Source organism: Neorhizobium huautlense (genome assembly GCF_002968575.1).
Classification (GTDB): Bacteria; Pseudomonadota; Alphaproteobacteria; order Rhizobiales; family Rhizobiaceae; genus Neorhizobium; species Neorhizobium huautlense.
Map to the genome: position 1 here is coordinate 1 of NZ_PVBM01000017.1, position 16,961 is coordinate 16,961.

13 protein-coding genes are annotated in these 16,961 nt (G+C 60.3%); 5 read left to right on the top strand and 8 right to left on the bottom strand.

Annotation, left to right across the window (positions count from 1 at the left end; translation table 11 throughout):
• Nucleotides 1-170 precede the first annotated feature (170 nt).
• Nucleotides 171-911: an SDR family oxidoreductase gene (locus tag C5L12_RS17960; RefSeq protein WP_105373427.1), complete on the bottom strand. Its 741-nt coding sequence runs from the start codon at nucleotides 909-911 to the stop codon at nucleotides 171-173.
• A 100-nt stretch (nucleotides 912-1,011) separates the two neighbouring features.
• Between C5L12_RS17960 and C5L12_RS17965 the strand changes: the two genes are divergently transcribed.
• Together C5L12_RS17965 and C5L12_RS17975 are read left to right on the top strand one after the other, a co-directional pair.
• Entirely contained in the window at nucleotides 1,012-1,905 is an 894-nt protein-coding gene (locus C5L12_RS17965) for a LysR family transcriptional regulator (protein WP_105373525.1), read from the top strand.
• 273 nt (nucleotides 1,906-2,178) lie between these two features.
• Complete coding sequence (locus C5L12_RS17975; protein WP_245422964.1) at nucleotides 2,179-2,886, top strand: GGDEF domain-containing protein; 708 nt, start codon at nucleotides 2,179-2,181, stop codon at nucleotides 2,884-2,886.
• Here the strand turns inward: C5L12_RS17975 and C5L12_RS17980 are convergent.
• The 7 genes from C5L12_RS17980 to C5L12_RS18010 form a co-directional block, all read right to left on the bottom strand.
• Nucleotides 2,863-4,038 carry a glycoside hydrolase gene (locus C5L12_RS17980; RefSeq protein WP_105373430.1) on the bottom strand — a complete coding sequence of 392 codons (1,176 nt, stop codon included), beginning with the start codon at nucleotides 4,036-4,038 and terminating at the stop codon, nucleotides 2,863-2,865. The two genes, C5L12_RS17975 and C5L12_RS17980, sit on opposite strands and share 24 nt — an antisense overlap.
• Nucleotides 4,013-5,185 carry a polysaccharide pyruvyl transferase family protein gene (locus C5L12_RS17985; protein ID WP_105373431.1) on the bottom strand — a complete coding sequence of 391 codons (1,173 nt, stop codon included), beginning with the start codon at nucleotides 5,183-5,185 and terminating at the stop codon, nucleotides 4,013-4,015. Before C5L12_RS17985 ends, C5L12_RS17980 begins: the two co-directional genes overlap by 26 nt.
• 39 nt (nucleotides 5,186-5,224) lie before the next feature.
• Nucleotides 5,225-6,403, bottom strand: a complete 1,179-nt coding sequence (locus C5L12_RS17990; RefSeq protein ID WP_105373432.1) for a polysaccharide pyruvyl transferase family protein — start codon at nucleotides 6,401-6,403, stop codon at nucleotides 5,225-5,227.
• 39 nt (nucleotides 6,404-6,442) lie between these two features.
• Nucleotides 6,443-9,121: a glycosyltransferase gene (locus C5L12_RS17995; RefSeq protein ID WP_105373433.1), complete on the bottom strand. Its 2,679-nt coding sequence runs from the start codon at nucleotides 9,119-9,121 to the stop codon at nucleotides 6,443-6,445.
• Nucleotides 9,111-10,592, bottom strand: coding sequence for a DUF6212 domain-containing protein (locus C5L12_RS18000; RefSeq protein WP_105373434.1), 1,482 nt, complete (start codon nucleotides 10,590-10,592; stop codon nucleotides 9,111-9,113). The genes C5L12_RS17995 and C5L12_RS18000 overlap by 11 nt, the downstream gene beginning before the upstream one ends.
• A gap of 182 nt (nucleotides 10,593-10,774) precedes the next feature.
• On the bottom strand, nucleotides 10,775-12,022 hold the full coding sequence (locus tag C5L12_RS18005) for a glycosyltransferase family 4 protein (RefSeq protein WP_105373435.1): 1,248 nt from the start codon (nucleotides 12,020-12,022) through the stop codon (nucleotides 10,775-10,777).
• Between the two features lie 44 nt (nucleotides 12,023-12,066).
• Nucleotides 12,067-12,579 carry a MarR family transcriptional regulator gene (locus C5L12_RS18010; protein WP_425350811.1) on the bottom strand — a complete coding sequence of 171 codons (513 nt, stop codon included), beginning with the start codon at nucleotides 12,577-12,579 and terminating at the stop codon, nucleotides 12,067-12,069.
• A gap of 255 nt (nucleotides 12,580-12,834) precedes the next feature.
• Between C5L12_RS18010 and C5L12_RS18015 the strand changes: the two genes are divergently transcribed.
• The 3 genes from C5L12_RS18015 to C5L12_RS18025 all read left to right on the top strand — a co-directional run bounded on the left by C5L12_RS18015 (nucleotide 12,835) and on the right by C5L12_RS18025 (nucleotide 16,921).
• On the top strand, nucleotides 12,835-14,595 hold the full coding sequence (locus C5L12_RS18015; RefSeq protein ID WP_105373437.1) for a type I secretion system permease/ATPase: 1,761 nt from the start codon (nucleotides 12,835-12,837) through the stop codon (nucleotides 14,593-14,595).
• Entirely contained in the window at nucleotides 14,592-15,992 is a 1,401-nt protein-coding gene (locus tag C5L12_RS18020; protein ID WP_105373438.1) for an HlyD family type I secretion periplasmic adaptor subunit, read from the top strand. The genes C5L12_RS18015 and C5L12_RS18020 overlap by 4 nt, the downstream gene beginning before the upstream one ends.
• 269 nt (nucleotides 15,993-16,261) lie before the next feature.
• Nucleotides 16,262-16,921: a calcium-binding protein gene (locus C5L12_RS18025; RefSeq protein ID WP_105373439.1), complete on the top strand. Its 660-nt coding sequence runs from the start codon at nucleotides 16,262-16,264 to the stop codon at nucleotides 16,919-16,921.
• The last annotated feature ends 40 nt before the right edge of the window (nucleotides 16,922-16,961 follow it).

Here is a 16,961-nt window from a genome sequence, read left to right on the forward strand (position 1 = left end):
ATCATAAGGTGCAGTCACGCTTTGCTCTCCTTCACTGAGTTCGCGAAAACCCAGGAAAGGTAAGCCAAACGGCGCAAAGCGTGACTGTCCTAAGATCATCTGCATCTCAGAGATCCGTTCTCTCCATGGACGTGGCCTCTTTCATGCCACCTCCTTTCTCAGGGTCTGCTTCAGATCATGCCGCCATTGGCACGGAGTACCTGGCCGTTCACCCAACCGCCTTGAGGGCTGGCGAGGAACGAAACGACCGAAGCGATGTCGTCCGGCTGACCCAGGCGCCCCAGCGGTATCGTCCCGACGATCCTCTGGACCAGTTCATCGGACTTGCCGGTCATGAACAATTCGGTCTCCACCGGGCCGGGCGCGACCGCGTTGACTGTGATGCCGCGGCGGCCGAGTTCCTTCGAGGCAACGTGCGTCATAGCCTCGACGGCGGCCTTGCTGGCCGCATAGACGCCGTAGGTGGGCCCGTACGCGCCGACGACGCTGGATGAGAAGTTGATGATACGTCCGCCGTCCCTGAGCCGGCCGGCCGCTTCGCGCATGGCACGGAACACGCCGGTCAGGTTGATCGCAATCTGTTGCTCGAAGCTCGCGTCGTCGGTATCGGCAAGCGGCGCCAGCTTCAGGATGCCCGCGTTGTTGACGAGGATGTCGACGCCGCCGAAAGCCCTTTCCGCGGCGTCGAACAGATTGGCCGCGGCCTGCCCGCCGGCCATATCGGCCTGCACGGCGACCGCCTTGCCGCCGCTCGTCTCGATCTCCGCAACCACGGCGGCCGCAGCGTCATGGCTGCTGGAATAATTCACCACGACCGCGATGCCGTCCTGTGCAAGTTGCAACGCGATGGCCCGGCCGATTCCCTTGGATGCTCCGGTGACGATCGCGGCGCGTTGTCCTTTGATGGTCATGTCATAGTCTCCTGGTTGACGAGCAGGAGATATTGCCGACACCAAAGAAGAACAATCGGGTGGAGATTGACATGAGAATTCGGCTGTGGTGAACAAAGCCATGGACCGGCTTGACCGCATGCAGCTCTTTATCCGGATTGTCGAGCGGCGCAGTTTCGCTGCTGCGGCCTCAGACCTCGGCCTTGCCCGGTCTACCGCCACAGAAGCAATCAAGCAGCTGGAAGACGACCTCGGCGTTCGGCTTCTCGAGCGAACGACCCGGCATGTCGCGCCGACGCTGGACGGCGCGGCCTTCTACCGGCGCTGCGTTGCGATCCTTGCGGAGCTGGACGAGGCGGAAAGCGCCTTCCGCGACATGCAGCCCCGAGGTCTGCTCCGGGTCGACGCGCATCCCCTGCTGACACGCACGTTCCTGCTGCCGCAGCTCAACGACTTCCTTGATCGCTACCCTCTGCTGGACCTGCAGATCGGTCAGGGCGACCGCCTGGTTGATCTTGTCAGGGAGGGTGTCGATTGCGTCATTCGCGCCGGAGAGATTGCCGACAGCGGCCTGATCATGCGACGGCTGGGGATGATCACCGAAATCACCTGCGCCAGTCCGGGATATGTGGAGAGGCACGGAATTCCCCGATCGCCCGATGCCATGGACGGGCATCGCGCCGTCGGGTTCATCTCTTCGCGTACGAGCCAGATCATGCCGCTCGAATTCACGGTGGGAAGCAATGTTCGCCACGTGACCCTGCCGTGCCGGCTGACCGTCAACAACTCGGACACCATGACCGATCTCGCCCGCCTCGGTTTCGGCCTGATCCAGGCCCCGCGCTACCGCCTGCAGCGGGACCTGGACGAAGGAACTCTCGTCGAGGTGCTTGCCGAGTTCCCTCCCCCGCCGACACCGCTTTCGGCGCTCTACCCCCAGAACCGCCAGCTTTCGCCACGGGTGCGGGTCTTTATCGACTGGGTCGTCAATCTGTTTTCCGAAGCCGATTTGTGACTGTTGTGGAATGCCTGTTCAACTGAAGCAGATGCTCCCGGTGTTAGCGCCGAAGATGCGAGTGTTTTTTTACGAGCGCATCGCCCTGGGCACAAACCGCGATCTGGTGGACGTGACCACCAGAATTTCGCGGCTTATGGCTAAAATGCCTTCAGATTTGTTCATCGGGTATTTCCCCGTGGTCCTTCAAGATAGCGACCACTGCAAAAGCTCGTTAATCCGATGACTCTCCAATTTCGTTTTGGCCTGGCCCCGATCGTCCCGCATATCAGGATGGCAGCGCTCCGCGCCCTTGTCTTCGCAACTGGAGCGACCGCGGTCGTTTGGCTATTGGGCGTACTTATTCCCGAAGGCCTATTTTGGCTGGAATTGACGGTCGTGGCGTTCATATCCGCGGCCGTTACATTTCCGTTCCAGTTGGCGTTTTGTCTTCGCAGCGAAGCGCTTCGTGATACCCAGAAAGAACTTCAACACGTGCTCCACCATGATCCCGTCACGGGCACAACGCGCGCCGACGAATTTGCGAATTCAGTCGCGCATGCGATAGACCGCAGGCGCGTAAGCACGGCGGAAAACTCGGATGGCGTCATGCTCGTTCTCAGGGTCGATAATTTCGATGAGATCGGCCGCCGCTATGGTCCGCAATGGGCCGATACGTTGCTTCAATCTATTGTTCGGATCGTATATTCTTCCGTGCGCTATGGGGACCTCGTCGCCCGCCTTGCCTCCGACGAACTCGGCATCTATCTGCCCGGCACGACAACGGAAAATGCCCGCAACATCTGCGAACGCATCCGCGCGCACCTGAAGGAGACAACGTTCACCGCCGGGCAAGAGCGCCACATATCGGTGACGGTGCGGCTTGGCGGTACCAGGGTCGGAGATCAAGCAGACTTTCAGGCGCTCCGCGAGGCTGCCAACCGCGCCGCCCTCGCGGAGGAGGAAGCCGGCTCGCCCCTATTCCGGGAGCAGTTCTCGTGAACGGGAGGTTTTCCGGTCCGCCGCGGTGGCCGTAACGCCGGCGGGGCTCAACGTGCCGCAACGCCAGACGCTATAGACCGGTTGCGTGTCCCAGTCGTAATAGAAGGCCGCTTTCAGCCTTCCCTTCTCCATCAACTCCGCGAAGCTGCGGCGCACAGCACGGACCGCCGCTTCCCGCTCGCGATCGTCGATCGGGCAGGTAGATGCGGTGTTGGCAATGCCCCATTCGGTCACCCAGCATGGCTTGCCTTCCCCTTCGGGCCGGCAGAAGCCAAGCAGCGTGGTGACGTAACGTGCAAGCGCAGCGTCATCCTTACGTCCCGGATAAACATGAATCCCGTAGGCGTCGACCAGCCTGTCGATTCCGCGTTTCTGCAGGAGTGAAATGAACTCGCTGGGGTCGAGCCGCTCCATCCCGCGGTGATCGGCCTCGCTGGTGCCGACATCGGAAAGACCGGCTGAAATGAGCAGTGCGTCGTGGTTATGCGCCGTCGCCTGCAACTCCTCCCGCGTGATGCGGACAGCGGCGACATAAGCCTCCAGCCCGCGCTCGAAGGCCGAACGGTCTGCGACTTCCGATGCGTTGCGCGGTGTCCGTCGCCCCGGCTTTTCGTAGACGATGAGGTCGCCATTGTAGGCGCTGTAGTTGATCTCGTTTCCGGGCTCGACGGCATCGATGCGAATACCCATGTCGTCAATCCGGCGAAGCGCCGAGCGCAGTTGCGCCCGGTAAAGACCCAGATCGAGATCCGAAAGCCGCTGAACATCCCAGATACGCCCGAACCCGGCTCGGGGAGCTGCCGCGGCAGGATAATAATCCTTGTTGCCGAGCTGGATTTCCAAAAGGATTTTCAGCCCAAGCCGCTCGGCGATCTCGATCGCATCGATGCTCTTGTCCACCGGCCGCGACAGCGAAAGCCGGACATGGGTGATGCCGCTTGCCGCGATGTCCTTCAGGACGCGCTCCTGATCGGCGCGGGAAAGCCAGGCAAGGTTGACCCGGTTGATGCCGATGCGATCCGACAGCGCATCGTCCGCTGCCGCCGGCGGCACCGGGCCAAAGGCCGAGAGCAGCGTGAGCAGGCAAAGGACAAACGCACGCACCTGCGCCCTCTCCCTCATCCGCTCAAAGTCCGATCTGCCCCAGGGCATTTCGGAAATTGGCCTCGCAGGCGGAATAGCGGTCGATAACCGCTTGCGTGTCGATCTTGCCGAGGAAATTGGCGAGATAGGCACGCTTGTCGGCCTCACGGTTCCAGGTCGCCGCTTCGATATAGGGGAAGCCGATGAATTCCAGCATTTCCCGCATGCGATCGTCAACCGCGATCATCAGGGCGGGCGTGCCGGCCTGCATGCCGATGATGCAGCCATGGAAGCGGCGACCGAAGCAGAGGTCGCGCGCCGACATCGCCCCGCGCCACTGGTTCGTATCGAAATAGACCAACAGTTCGTATTTCCGCTGCCATTTTTCCGAATGCTTGTATTCCGTGCCGCCGGTGATGCGCGCACTCGATCGATCATAGACGATGTCGTTGTCACTGCCGGTCAGGCCGAGATTGTAGGCAACCAGTTCGTCCTGTACCACATAGCTTGCGACGCTGTCGGGCTTGAGCAGCGCATGGGCGTCAACGATCGTATCGGCGACGCTGCCGAGATAACCACCGAAGGCGATCTTCTGGGCTTCCGCCAGCGCCGGGTTGGCGAGTGCGGTCAGCGAGCGCTTCATGTCGTTCGGCGAGAAGTAGAGCGACGGGCAACCCGTCGGCTTGACGAACTTCATCCCCTGTTCCCGCAGGAATTCGGCAGTGAAATAACCGCGCGTCAGGAAGAAACTTTCCTTGTTCCGCAACACCTCCAGGAACTTCTGCGTCCCGGCCGGTAGCTGATCCTTGAGGCCTTCCTTGCGCTGGATGCCGATGCCCATCACCACGACCGGCATGTTCAGCTTCGCGAAAATTTCGGCTTCGAGATCGGCAGAATAACCGGGGCGCAGAAGGTTTGCAGAGGCGAAGACGCACAGATCGAACTCGCGGTTCACCGCTTCGTAGACCTCGTTCGAATCGCGGTTGTTGGCAAGATGCCAGAACGGCAGATAGGTGACGTCGTGGCCACGCAGGCTCTCGGCCGCGCCTTCGCCGATCAGGTAGTTGCCGGTATTGGCGATCCTCCTGACCTGCGAGATCAGGTCCTTCCTGGTCCTGGTCTCGTCGAAATAGGGTCGATGGATGACCCTCGTGCCGGAGACGTCCGCAATCGTCCGCTGCAGATAGGAGGGGATGCCCGTGAGCAATATACGCATGACTGGTCCTCTGAACCGAAGGTGTGATGTTGCGGGTTGCTAGAGACCGATGCCGATTTCGCGAAGCGTGGTACGGAAGGCCCGTTCGCGATCCGAATACCGGTCGACGAGTTCGGTGGTGTTGAGCTTGGCCAGATGGTCGGCCACGAACTCGGCTCGGTTCTCCGCCTTTTCGACATCGGTGGTATCGACGGCCGGCAGACCGGTGAAGCCCAGCATTTCACGCATACGGTCGTCCACCGCCACCATAAGGCTCGGCACGGCCGCCTGCATGGCGATGATCGAGCCGTGGAAACGACGGCCGAAATTGAAGTCCATGGACGAGGCCCAGCCGCGCCACTGGTTGTTGTCGAAGAAGGTACGGACTTCGAACCGTTGCTTCTCCCGCTCGGTGCCCGGATAAGCGAGGTCGCCGATCATCCGGCCCGATGCGGAATCGTAGACACGGCCCTCTTCGTTCGGCTCCACCTTCATGTCGAAATGGAGGAATTCATCCTGCACCACGTAGGGCGGCACGGTGCCTTCAGGCGCAAGCGCATTCGCATCGAGAATTGCATCCTGGTTGCCGCCGAGGTAACCAGAAAAGATCGTCTTCGCCTTGCCGATTTGGACGCTCGACAATTTCTTCATCGATCGGCGCATGTTGTCTGGCATGAAGTAGACCGATGGGCAGCCTGTCGGACGCACGAAGGAGAAACCCTGGTCCTTCAGGAAGCCGGCGGACTCGTAGCCGCGTGTCAGGAAATAGTGCTCGCGCTCCTTCAGGACGGCCAAAAGCCGTTTCGTTCCCTCCGGAAGATTGTTCTCAAGATCTTTACGGTTTTGCAGACCGATGCCGAGCATGACAATCGGCATGTTGAGCCGGCTCAGGACATCCGCCTCGGCATCCGCGGAAAGCCCCTTGCGCAACAGGTTGGCGCAGGTGAAGACGCAGATGTCGAAATTGGCGTTGAATTCGTCGAAGCCGCCACCGTTTTTGGTCAGATTGTAGAGATGCCAGAAGGGAATCTGTTTGGCATGCGGCGCCAGCGCACGCAGGGCGCCCTCGCCGATGAGGTAGTTGCCGGTATTGCTGATATTGCGAAGCTCCTGCAGGAACTCCTCTTTTGTTTCCGGCTGCTTCTGCCGCTCCGCATAGGAGACCGACAGACCGTGGGCGCCATTGGCAAGACGCGTGTAGTGACCAGGAATACCCGTCACGAGAATTCGCGGACGCATTCGAATAGACCTTTCTATTTCAAAGGAGCGGCCCGGCCATCAGCCAGCTGCCGCAACCACGGGGTTTGCCGTCGCCTGCGCGCGAAAGACCGCGGCGCGGGACAGTGACGAATTTTTCACGGACCTGTCGCTCCAGGAGATGAAATCCGAGAAGGAGGTGGTCCACGACCGATGCGCGGCGGTCCTGATGCAGCCTTCCATGAGCGGCGCAAGCCTCTCGCGATTGCTTGCAACCTCCTTGATGATCCGCGCCAGGTCCCTCACCACCTGCGGATCGGAAGCCGCATTGATGAGGATACCGTCCTCACCGTCCGAAATGAGCTCCTCGACCGCGCCGACCGCGGTCGCGATCGGCACGCAGCCGAGCTGTTGCGCCTCGGTGATCATCAGCGGCGCGCCCTCCCAGCGTGATGGCATTAGAAGGACGTCAGCCCAGCCCAGCGCCTTGATCAGGTCCTTGCTCGCAAAGACCGGCGGGCGCACGTCGACGCCGAGGTCCTTTAGCCTCTCACTCCAGGAGGCCCTGGAATCGGCAAGGATTTCCCCCCCGATGGCCCGGGCGTCGAAGGCGATGTTCGAGGCCCGCAGTTCCGAAAGCGCTGCCGCCAACCGGTCGATACCCTTTTGCTGATCGAGCCGGCCCATATAGAGAAGTCGCAGGCGGTCATCCTTGCGCTCGATCCGTCTGACGGCCAGAACTTCCGCCAACGCCTTAGGCGGCACCGAGAAACTGGCTCCGTTCGCAACGGCGAAAATTTTCTCGTGCGGGATGCCGTAGCTGTGCAGATAGATCTTGAGCTGTTCGGAGCAAGTCAAGAAAGCATCATAGCAATGCTCGTGGGCGATCGCTGCAAAGGGCTGGCCGGCAGGCCGCTTGAAAGCCGTGTTGTCCACCACGTGCAGATAGCAGACCGTGCGGGTACCTTCGGCACGCAACCGCGCGATGAGGGGATGCACGGCCATCACGTGGTTGTTGATGACGAGGTCGAAGCCGGAAAGCTGTCCTTTGAGCGCTTCCCAATCGACCGAATGCTCCTCAGTGATGAAATCCTGTCCCAAAAAGGAACCGGACCCTCCCCAGGCTGGAATTCCCGCATCCCAGAAGTGGATGTAGTCGAAGCTGGAATCGAATTCGTCAATTACGTCCATCCGGGACGTGCCGAGCACGAAGAGATGGGTTTCGTAACCCACCGCCTTCAACTCGCGAGCGGCCGCATAGACGACCTTTTCAGCCCCTCCGAACGAGGCGTTCGGAACCAGCAGCGCCACGGTGCGCTTGCCGTCATTATGCCCGAGCGGCAGGACCGGCGATCCTCCGATCTCCTTGCGCAACGCCTTGTGGAGGTCGGTATAGGGCACGAGCCGCGCGGGGCGCCAGGTCCACCGCCTGCCCGCCGTCTCACGCAGAGTGCTCGAAGCAATTGCGTTGAGGCAATTGATCATCACCTGCTGCGGGGTAATGAGAGAGCGGCGCGGCAGGCTTCTCGGGAATGGGAAGCGTACTTTCAGAACGGCCGATGTCGGCCAGACCTGCTGGCTTGCGATCGAGGAGAACCAGTCCACGGCATTGTTCTGGACCACCTCCTGTACGAGACGGGTCGATATGAAAACGAGATCGGCGGAACCGATCTTTTGGGCGCCCGGCCCATGAACGACCGGTTCGATCTTGCGCTGGGCGGCATCGTTGGCGAGTTGTACGAAAACGACGTTGCTGACCTCGCTCATCCGTTCGAGATGGGCAAGCACGTTCGGCAGCATGCGCGAACGCCGCAGAACGTCAAGCGCCGCCCCGCTTCCAGCGACCATGAAGGGCGGGAAATGTTCATTGTCGGGTTCGCCGATATTACCCCAGAAAGCAGGGATGATGTCGTCGAGACGAAGCATCGTCGGCGGCTTGGTTGGATCGGTGAAGAAGGAGATTGCCGTGTCTTCCGTTCGCGCAAACAGATAGCGGGGGCACTCCTCATGCTCGAAATCCACCAGCATCGGGCGCTGGAACAACGGCCTGTGGCGCTTGCGCAGGAAGCTTACGGATGTGGCGCGGTCCCGGTTGGCCTCCTTGAAGCGGCTCTCCGCCCTCAGCCTGTATTCGAAGACGGTGTCGTGGCAGGGCGTGCCGACGAAACCGTGTTCGATGCAGGACAGCCAGAATTCCCAATCCTCGAAGCCGTTCTGCCTGTCGTCGTTGAAGCGGACGCCGTCCTGGAAAACCTCAATCGAGATCATCGATCCCGTATCGCAGATATTGTCGGTGATGCAGTGGACCAGCCTTGAGTAGCGGTTGCCGTAATGGGCGCGCCAGCTCACTGAAAACGTGTCGATATTCGTGTAGACCCATCCGCAGCCGCTGGAGACGAGCTGCCGGTAAAGCGTTGCGATGGTGCCGGGAAGCACGCGGTTGTCGGCATCAAGGAAATAGACGGCCTTCGCCTCGGGAAAGTGGTCAAGGACGAAGTCGATGGCGCGATTGCGTGCTCCGCCAGGGCCGGCGTTACGGCCGAATATGACATGGACAGACGGATGGGCCGCAGCATAGAGCAGCAGTTGATCGAACGTCTCATGCCGTGGATCACCGTCGACCGAAACGACGATGACAGTCCGGCAGCCGTTGAGATTCGAGGCAAGGACAGATTCGATCGCTTCAAGGGCAAGTGCCGCATGACCGTAGAGGGGCATGGCCACGGCGATCAGGTCCGTCGGCTCCCTGTTACCGGACATCGGTAGCCTCCGTAAACTGCTTGACCATCCTGAAGCCGGACACCTTGAGCCAGGAGAAATCGACGGAATCGGTGACGGCGCGGCTGAGGATCATCAGGTCCATCGGAGCACGTACCGGTTCGTCCAGTTGGATGTTGATGTTGACAACCTCAGTGGAACTGACTTCGCGCCATCCGCTGAAGAATGCCGACGGTCTGGCCGTGCCCTTTCGCGCAATTTCAGCCACCTCGGAACGCGCATTCGAATTTGCCGGCGCCAGCAGGAAGCTGACCGCCGCGGGCTTTCCGTCCGGATGATCGATGAAGGCGCTTGCCGAGAAGGATATCGTTCCAGGCTCGACGGCGCGACTGACAGCGCCGGCCGATATGCCGCTCGACAACGGATGGCAGACAACGGCATGCTCGTGCTCGAGGAAGCGCACTGTCTGGAAATCCGGAACGATGGGCGTGACCGAAACGTCTGCAATCTGGGCCAACGTACCGACCGCCAGGCGATAGTCGACCGTGTACTGGCCTTCGAGCATGTTGCTCGGCGCGATCATGTTGGGTGTCCTGGCGGGCTTGACCCCGGGCAAGCCCGAGAACACCTTGAACGCCAGCGGACGCAGGTCAAGATCCGGATGCGGAATTTCGGATCGCGCCGAGTAGCGCTCGCCGGCGATCGGATAGCCGAGCGAAAGTCCGATGGTCTCAGGTCCAGTCGCGGAGATCCGCAGCCGCAGCGTGCGCGCAGCCCCTCCGCAGGCCCGGGGCAGCGAGAAGAAATTCCAATTCGGCACGAGCTGCGCGTAGGGTACTGTCCACTCCGCGACCCCTTCGCCGCTTTCGAGATAGCTCAATGCGACGACAAGCTCGCCGCTGATCCGGGGCACCGAATGCAGGTGAAGGGCAAACCCTGCCACGCCAAGGCTGGATACCGGCAGCAATTGTTCGACAAAGGCGGCCGTGAGCAGCTGCTCGATCCCCTCGTCCTTGGGATCGGCATAGGGATCGTGGGAGAAGATTTCCGAAACCGGCTCCCAGTTTCTCGCCTGGAAGGCGTCCTCGAGCGACCGGTAGTTTTCCAGCAGCGTTTCGCGTTCCCGGCGCAGGATCGCGAGCTCCGAGGTGATCGAGGCGCTGTATCGGGCGAGCCGGCCGACGCTGCCTTCGCTCAGAGTTCTCAGAAGCGGGAAACTGTCCGAGGTATTGAGGGGATCAAGCCTATGTATGGGTAACGCGGGGACGGTCCCCAACTGCTCAAGCAGCGCCAGACGCTCCTGCAGATCCGTCTCGCCCTCTTCGGAAAAGGCGATGGCGATCAGCGGAAAGGCGTTCTGCAACGTCGCCGGAGGATGGCCATCAACATCGAGGTAGACGACCAGATGCTCAATGTCGCTCCCTTCGAAGCAGGACCGATCCCGGCCCGATGCCGCTACCAGCTTTCTCGTCGCCAATCGTTTCCCAATGCCGGAAGACGTCAATTCTTGCACGCGCGACCTCTGAAGGATTATCTCGGAACAGAAACCAAAGGCGCCGTATAATCCGACGTTTATTCCGACCGGTCGGCGCCATATAACCAAAGCCTAACAACTAACATTGCGGTGCACAATAATAAAAATAGACGAAATCAAATAAATGAACTTCATATATACTTCAAAAATCTAATTAATTATTATGATGTTGTTGTTGATCTGGTGCGAAGTGGTTTCCCGGTTAATTTCTCAAGAAGATCTTGTTGACGACCAAGGCAATCCGCCAATCGAAAACGCCCCTCGACTGTCCGGCGCGCGGCGGCACGCATCTCGAAATGCTGTTCTGGATTTTTCAGCGCGCCAAGAATGGCCTCGGCGAGCGCGTCCGTATCGAAGAACGGCACCAATAGGCCGTTCCGGCCGGAGCGTATGACTTCCCGGACGGGCGCCGTATCCGATCCGATAACAAGGGCGCCGCACGCCATCGCCTCCAACACCGACCAGGACAAAACGAATGGATAGGTCAGATAGAGGTGCGCGGCCGAAATCTGGTAAAGCTGTCGCAGAACCGAATGCGGCACGGCGCCGGGAAAGAGGATGTTTTCCTGTGGCATGTCCAGCGATTTGAGAAGGTGATCCTTCCATGCTCCGCCCCCTGGCGGCGGCACACCATAACTGACGCCATCTCCTCCGACGAAAACGAACAGAGCATCGGGGCGTTGGCGCACAACCTTGGCGGCAGCCTCCAAAACCTGTGGAAATCCGCGATACGGCTCAAGGTCCCGTGCGACAAAGGTGACAATGGGAGGACCACCGGCGCTCAGCACGCGCCCGTCCGGAAGCGTGGCCGAAGCCGTCGGGTCGGGTCGAAACCGCACCGTATCGATCCCCTCATGACACACCGAAATGCGCGCCCGGGCGTCGGCAGGATAGAGACTTCTCTGCCAGCGGGTGGGGCTGATGCCGGCTTCGACGGCCTCAAGTGACAAGAGCTGCGCGACGTTGCGCAGCCGCAGTCTCTTGCGCGTCTCCAGATCGGGCCGATCGCCGGGAGAGAACCCGATGTCCGCCCCTTCCGATCGGTAAAAGAACTCGCAATACGCCAATGCGGGCACCCGTGGCAGCACGTCCTTCAGGAACATCATGCTTCCCCAGCCGATATGACCGACGACGATATCGGGCACCAGCCCCTGCCGCACCATGGCGTCGAGCGTTTCGGCGACGCGATGGCCGATTCGCGCATGGTGATCCGGAACACCCATGTGTCGGGCCATATGCGGATCGGCGCGGGGACCCGATTCCGTTCGATGTCGAACGACGCGAACGGAAGGGATCTTCTGATCTATGGTCTCGGTGATGAGGCTGACCTCATTGCCCGCTTGTGCGAGTTGGGCGGCCAGCGCAGCGAACTGACCGAAACCCCGTCGATGAATAAACGCCACGTGCATCGCGTCTATTCTGCCATTGCCAGGCCCACGGCATTACTCACCGTTTAGACGCCGTACCGTGAAGCGCTGCCCCAGGCCAGTTCGAGCTGGTGCAATGTCTGGAATACAGTCTCCAGCATCCGTTGGTCCTGATCGCCTCGCTTTACCGCACGCTCGTAAGTCATCGCCGCATCTCGGAGATTTGCCCTGAGCTGGCGCCCCTTCTCTGTCAATTTGATGCGTGCCGACCGCTTGTCGCGCTGGGAAGCAACGCGATCAATGTAGTCACCGTCGCCTAGCTGCTTCAGATAATAGGAGACGTTGGAGCCGACATAATGCCCACGATCCAGAAGTTCGGCGACCGACAGCTCCGAATCGCCGATTGCCAACAGGATCATTGCCTGTGCCGGCCCGATATCGTCTACCCGAAGCCTGGTAAGCTCGGCCCGGATCAGGCCCGAGAACCGTCGGCTTGCCCGCTCCATGAGGCGAGCGAGCTCGAAATACGTAACCTGTTGGAGGTCCCCGAATTCGGCATCCTGCGGATGCCTGGGGTCTGTCTGTGCCACCTGACCCATCTGAACCGTTAGTTCGCCATTCAGCTCTACGGGTAATTTAGGCACAACTTCTTCTTTCATCCCACTCTCCGTTTCAGGAAAATACTTCAAAAATTGAAGTATTATTCAAATACCCCCAACCCTCCCAATCGCCATTAGCTTGCGCGGCGCCCCCGTTATGTGCCAGATTGGCAGAAGCAATACTATCCTTCGGTTTGGCTATAACGAATACGTCCTCCAACTGATTGATCTAACGTTAACTCGAGGCAAATTGCCATGCGCGATACTGTTCAAAATGAGACAAGAAGCAAGGGGCAAATGCGGAGAGGAACAAAGCAGGACAGCCCTGGATTGCTGATCGCGCAAGCCAAGCGTGTATTCCTATCAGGGTTGCTTTATGCAGTGGCATTGAGCGTGTGCCTCAACCTATTACAACTGACGATGCCACTGTTCATGCTGCAGGTTCATGACAGGGTGCTCAACAGCCAGAGCATGGACACGCTCACGATGCTGCTGATCCTAGCCATCGGCGCCCTTGTCGTGCTGGGTGTCCTGGAATTCATCCGAGCCCTCTCGTTCCAGGCCATCGGAGGCGCGCTCGTGCGCCGGCTGAACATGCCCGTGCTTGCCGCCGCCGTTCAGGCCTCGGTCGACCAGGGTCTCTCACGCGCGACCCAATCGCTTCGCGACATCGCGGAGCTTAGAAGCTTCCTCACCTCGTCGGCGGTCACGGCTCCCCTGGACGCCGTGTGGTCCCCGATTTTCCTTGGCGCCCTTTTCATTCTGCATCCGCTTTTCGGCCTCATCGGAGCCGTCGCGGCCGCATTGCTCCTGTGCGGCGGTCTGGTCACCTACATGTTGACGCACCAGCTCACCAAGGAAGCGAACCAAACGAATGTGGAGGCCGTATCGCGAATCGGCGCTTCGCTGCGGCATGCCGAAGCCATCGAGGCGATGGGCATGCTGCCCGCCCTGGCGAATCGCTGGCGCGGCCTTCAGCTGCAGGCCCTCGACGCCTTTGAAACGAGCGGAACCAGAAGCAAGGCGATGTCGTCCATCACCCGCAGCCTGCGGTATTGCATCCAGATCATCACCCTCGCGGCCGGGGCCTATCTTGTGCTTCAGCAGGAAATTACGCCCGGCGCCATGATGGCGTCGAGCATTCTCGTCGGGCGTCTCCTGATCCCCTTCGATTCGATCATCGAGAATTGGCGGCAATGGGTGTTGGCGATCGCCGGCTGGCGCCGCATCGAGGCCCTTCTGGGCGCGGACCTCGCGGTCCGTCAGTCGATGCCCACCCCGCACTCGTCGGGCGACCTCGTGGTCGATAAACTCCTCTATGCGGCTCCCGGGCTGGAAGTGCCGATCATCAAGGGCATTTCCTTCTCCCTCTCTCCGGGCGAAGTTCTGGGCGTGATCGGTCCCTCGGCAGCCGGCAAATCGACGCTGGCGCGCCTGCTGGTCGGTATCTTGCGCCCCACATCCGGCGGCGTCTTCCTCGACGGCAACAATACCTACCTTTGGGAGCGTGGCTCGTTCGGCGAGGTAGTGGGATATCTACCGCAGTCCGTTTCGCTTCTGGAAGGCACCATTCGGGAGAACATCGGCCGGATGGCCGACAGTGATCCCTACAAGGTGCTGGAGGCGGCGCGACTGGCCGACATCCACGAAATGATCGGGCGCCTGCCGCTCGGCTATGACACGCCCGTCGGCGACGGGCATCTTACCTTGTCTGGAGGACAGCGTCAGCGTATCGCCTTGGCCCGTTGCCTCTACAACCAGCCTCGCCTCATCGTGCTCGACGAGCCGAACGCAAATCTCGACGCGATCGGCGAGCGGGCCCTTATCCGCGCGATCGAGCGCGCCCGCGAAGGCGGCGCCATCGTCATCATCATCGCCCACAGGCCGGCCATCATGCAGGTCGCCGACAAGCTGCTCGTGCTCGAGAACGGCCGCATCACCCAATTCGGACCGCGCACATCCGTTGTCACCACCACGATTCCGGGCGAAATACACCGCGAGGTAGCCGCGATATGATTGAAAAGAACCCAGTTGCGGTCCGCCCCGATCTTTCCGAACGCCGCCTCCAGCGGTATCAGCCAATGTCGCCGGATGCCGGTTCGCCGGATCTGGAAGCCGATCCGTTTGACAACCGCTCGCCGCTCCGCCGCCTCGTCGTCGCGGGGCTCGCCACCGTCCTCGTGTCCTTCGGCGGATTTTTTGCCTGGGCCTTTTCGGTCGAGCTCAGCAGCGCCACAGTCGCCAACGGCACGGTCATCGTCGATTCGAAGCGGAAGACCATCAGCCATTTCGAGGGCGGCGTGATGAGCCGGCTGCTCGTTCAGGAAGGCGATAAGGTTTCCGCAGGCCAGCCTCTGATCGAATTGGAGGATACGAGAGCCCGCTCCAGCCTGCAGTCACTCCAGATCCGACGCATCGGCCTAATCGCGAAACTGGCGCGATTGAAAGCCGAGCAGACTGACGCGCCTCAAATCAGCTTTCCGCGCGAGTTCGGCGACGCTCGGGACGCTACGATCGATGATGCCGTCAGGGCGGAGACGATATTTTTCGAAAAGCGGCGCGACACCAAAGTCGGACGTGTCGAGGTCCAGCAAAAGACCATCGAGGAGCACCTCGAACATGCAACGTCACTGGATATCCAGATCCAGGCCGCCGACCAGCAAATCGGTTTCATCAAAGAACACCGGACGGCGACGGAAATGTTGGTGAAAAAAGGCGCGATACCGCGCACGCAACTCATCGAGATCGACTCCAAGCTAAGCGAGCTTGCGAGGGAACGGGGGGAACTCGTCGGCAACCGGGCACAGGCCGAAAAAGCCGCAGCAGGCGCACAGCTCGCACTGACCGGGATCGAAAGCGACTTTCAGTCGACGATTGCTGGCGAAATCACCACGGCACGCATCGATCTCGCCGACGTCGAGGAGCAGATCACTGCTTCGAAGGACGTGCTGCGGCGCCTTGAGATCCGCTCTCCGCAGGATGGCATCATCAGCGATATCCTGTTGCGCACCCCCGGCAGCGCGGTCACGCCCGGCCAGCCGTTGCTCGAGATCGTTCCGGAAAACGAGCCGCTGCTGGTCGAGATGCGAGTCAATCCCCGCGACATCGACAGCATTGGCGTAGGCTCCCATACCCAGGTCCGGCTCACGGCCTACAATCAGCGCTCCCGCCTGCCGATGGAAGGCACGATCACCTATGTCGCCGCCGACCAGTCTGTAGATGAAAAGTCTAACAGCGCGTTTTTCGTTGCGCGCGCGAAACTCGATCCGGCATCCCTTAAGGCGAACCCCGATGTCCGCCTTTACCCGGGCATGCCCGCCGAGGTGCTGATCCTCCACGCGTCGCGGCGTGCGATCGACTACATCACCTCTCCTGTCCTCGAAAGCTTCAACAGGGCCTTCAGGGAAGACTGACCTTCCGTGGCAGCAAAACAACCGCAGCGCAAAATGATTCAAAAATTGAAGTAATAAAGAAATAAAATACCGAAATTATACTTCGTAATAACCGATACTACCGAAACAATGTACCAATAGTACTCATATTAGGAAATTTATTTCCCGAGATATGACATTTTAGTTCCAGGAAATGCTTGCCTCGTTCTTTGTTGCAGTGCAGTGTTCAGGCGCGAAATCGTCGCACCCGCGCCGAGGACGCAGAACACAAATCCGAAGAGGAGAGGCAGATGGCCACATTGGAAGGCGGAGCATACGACGATGCCCTGTTCGGCTCGCGCTTCAACGATTTCATTCGCGCCCATGCGGGCGATGATTTCGTGAGCGGCGGCAACGGGCACGACATCGTGTTCGGTGGTGAAGGTGACGACCTGCTGTTCGGCGGAAAGGGACATGATTCCCTGTTCGGCGGCGAGGGCAGCGACTTGCTGAACGGTGAAGATGGAAACGACAACCTTGTCGGCGGCTGGGGGGATGACCTTCTGTACGGCGACAAGGGCAGCGATACCCTGCTTGGCGGACATGGCAACGACCTCCTGTCCGGCGGCAAGGGCGCCGACATCCTTTATGGCGGCGATGGTGCCGACATCATCGATGGCGGCGCTGGCAACGACCTCCTGGTGGGCGGTGCCGGCCATGACGTCTTCGTCTTCGACGGCGGCGGCGGAAATGACGTCATCCTCGACTTCAACGCCGGCGAGGATCTGCTGCAGATCTCGAAGGGCATCAATGGCCTCGACGTATCTTCGCCCGAAGACCTGGCCTCCCGTGTCACGCAGGTCGGCGGCAATGTCGTCGTGGACCTCGGCCATGGGGATACACTCACATTGGTCAATGTCGACGCCGACGACATCCATGCCAATCCTGAGAACTACTTCACCGTTCACTGAATATGATTTCTGCGCGCCCTGCCTCCTCCCGCGGGGCGCG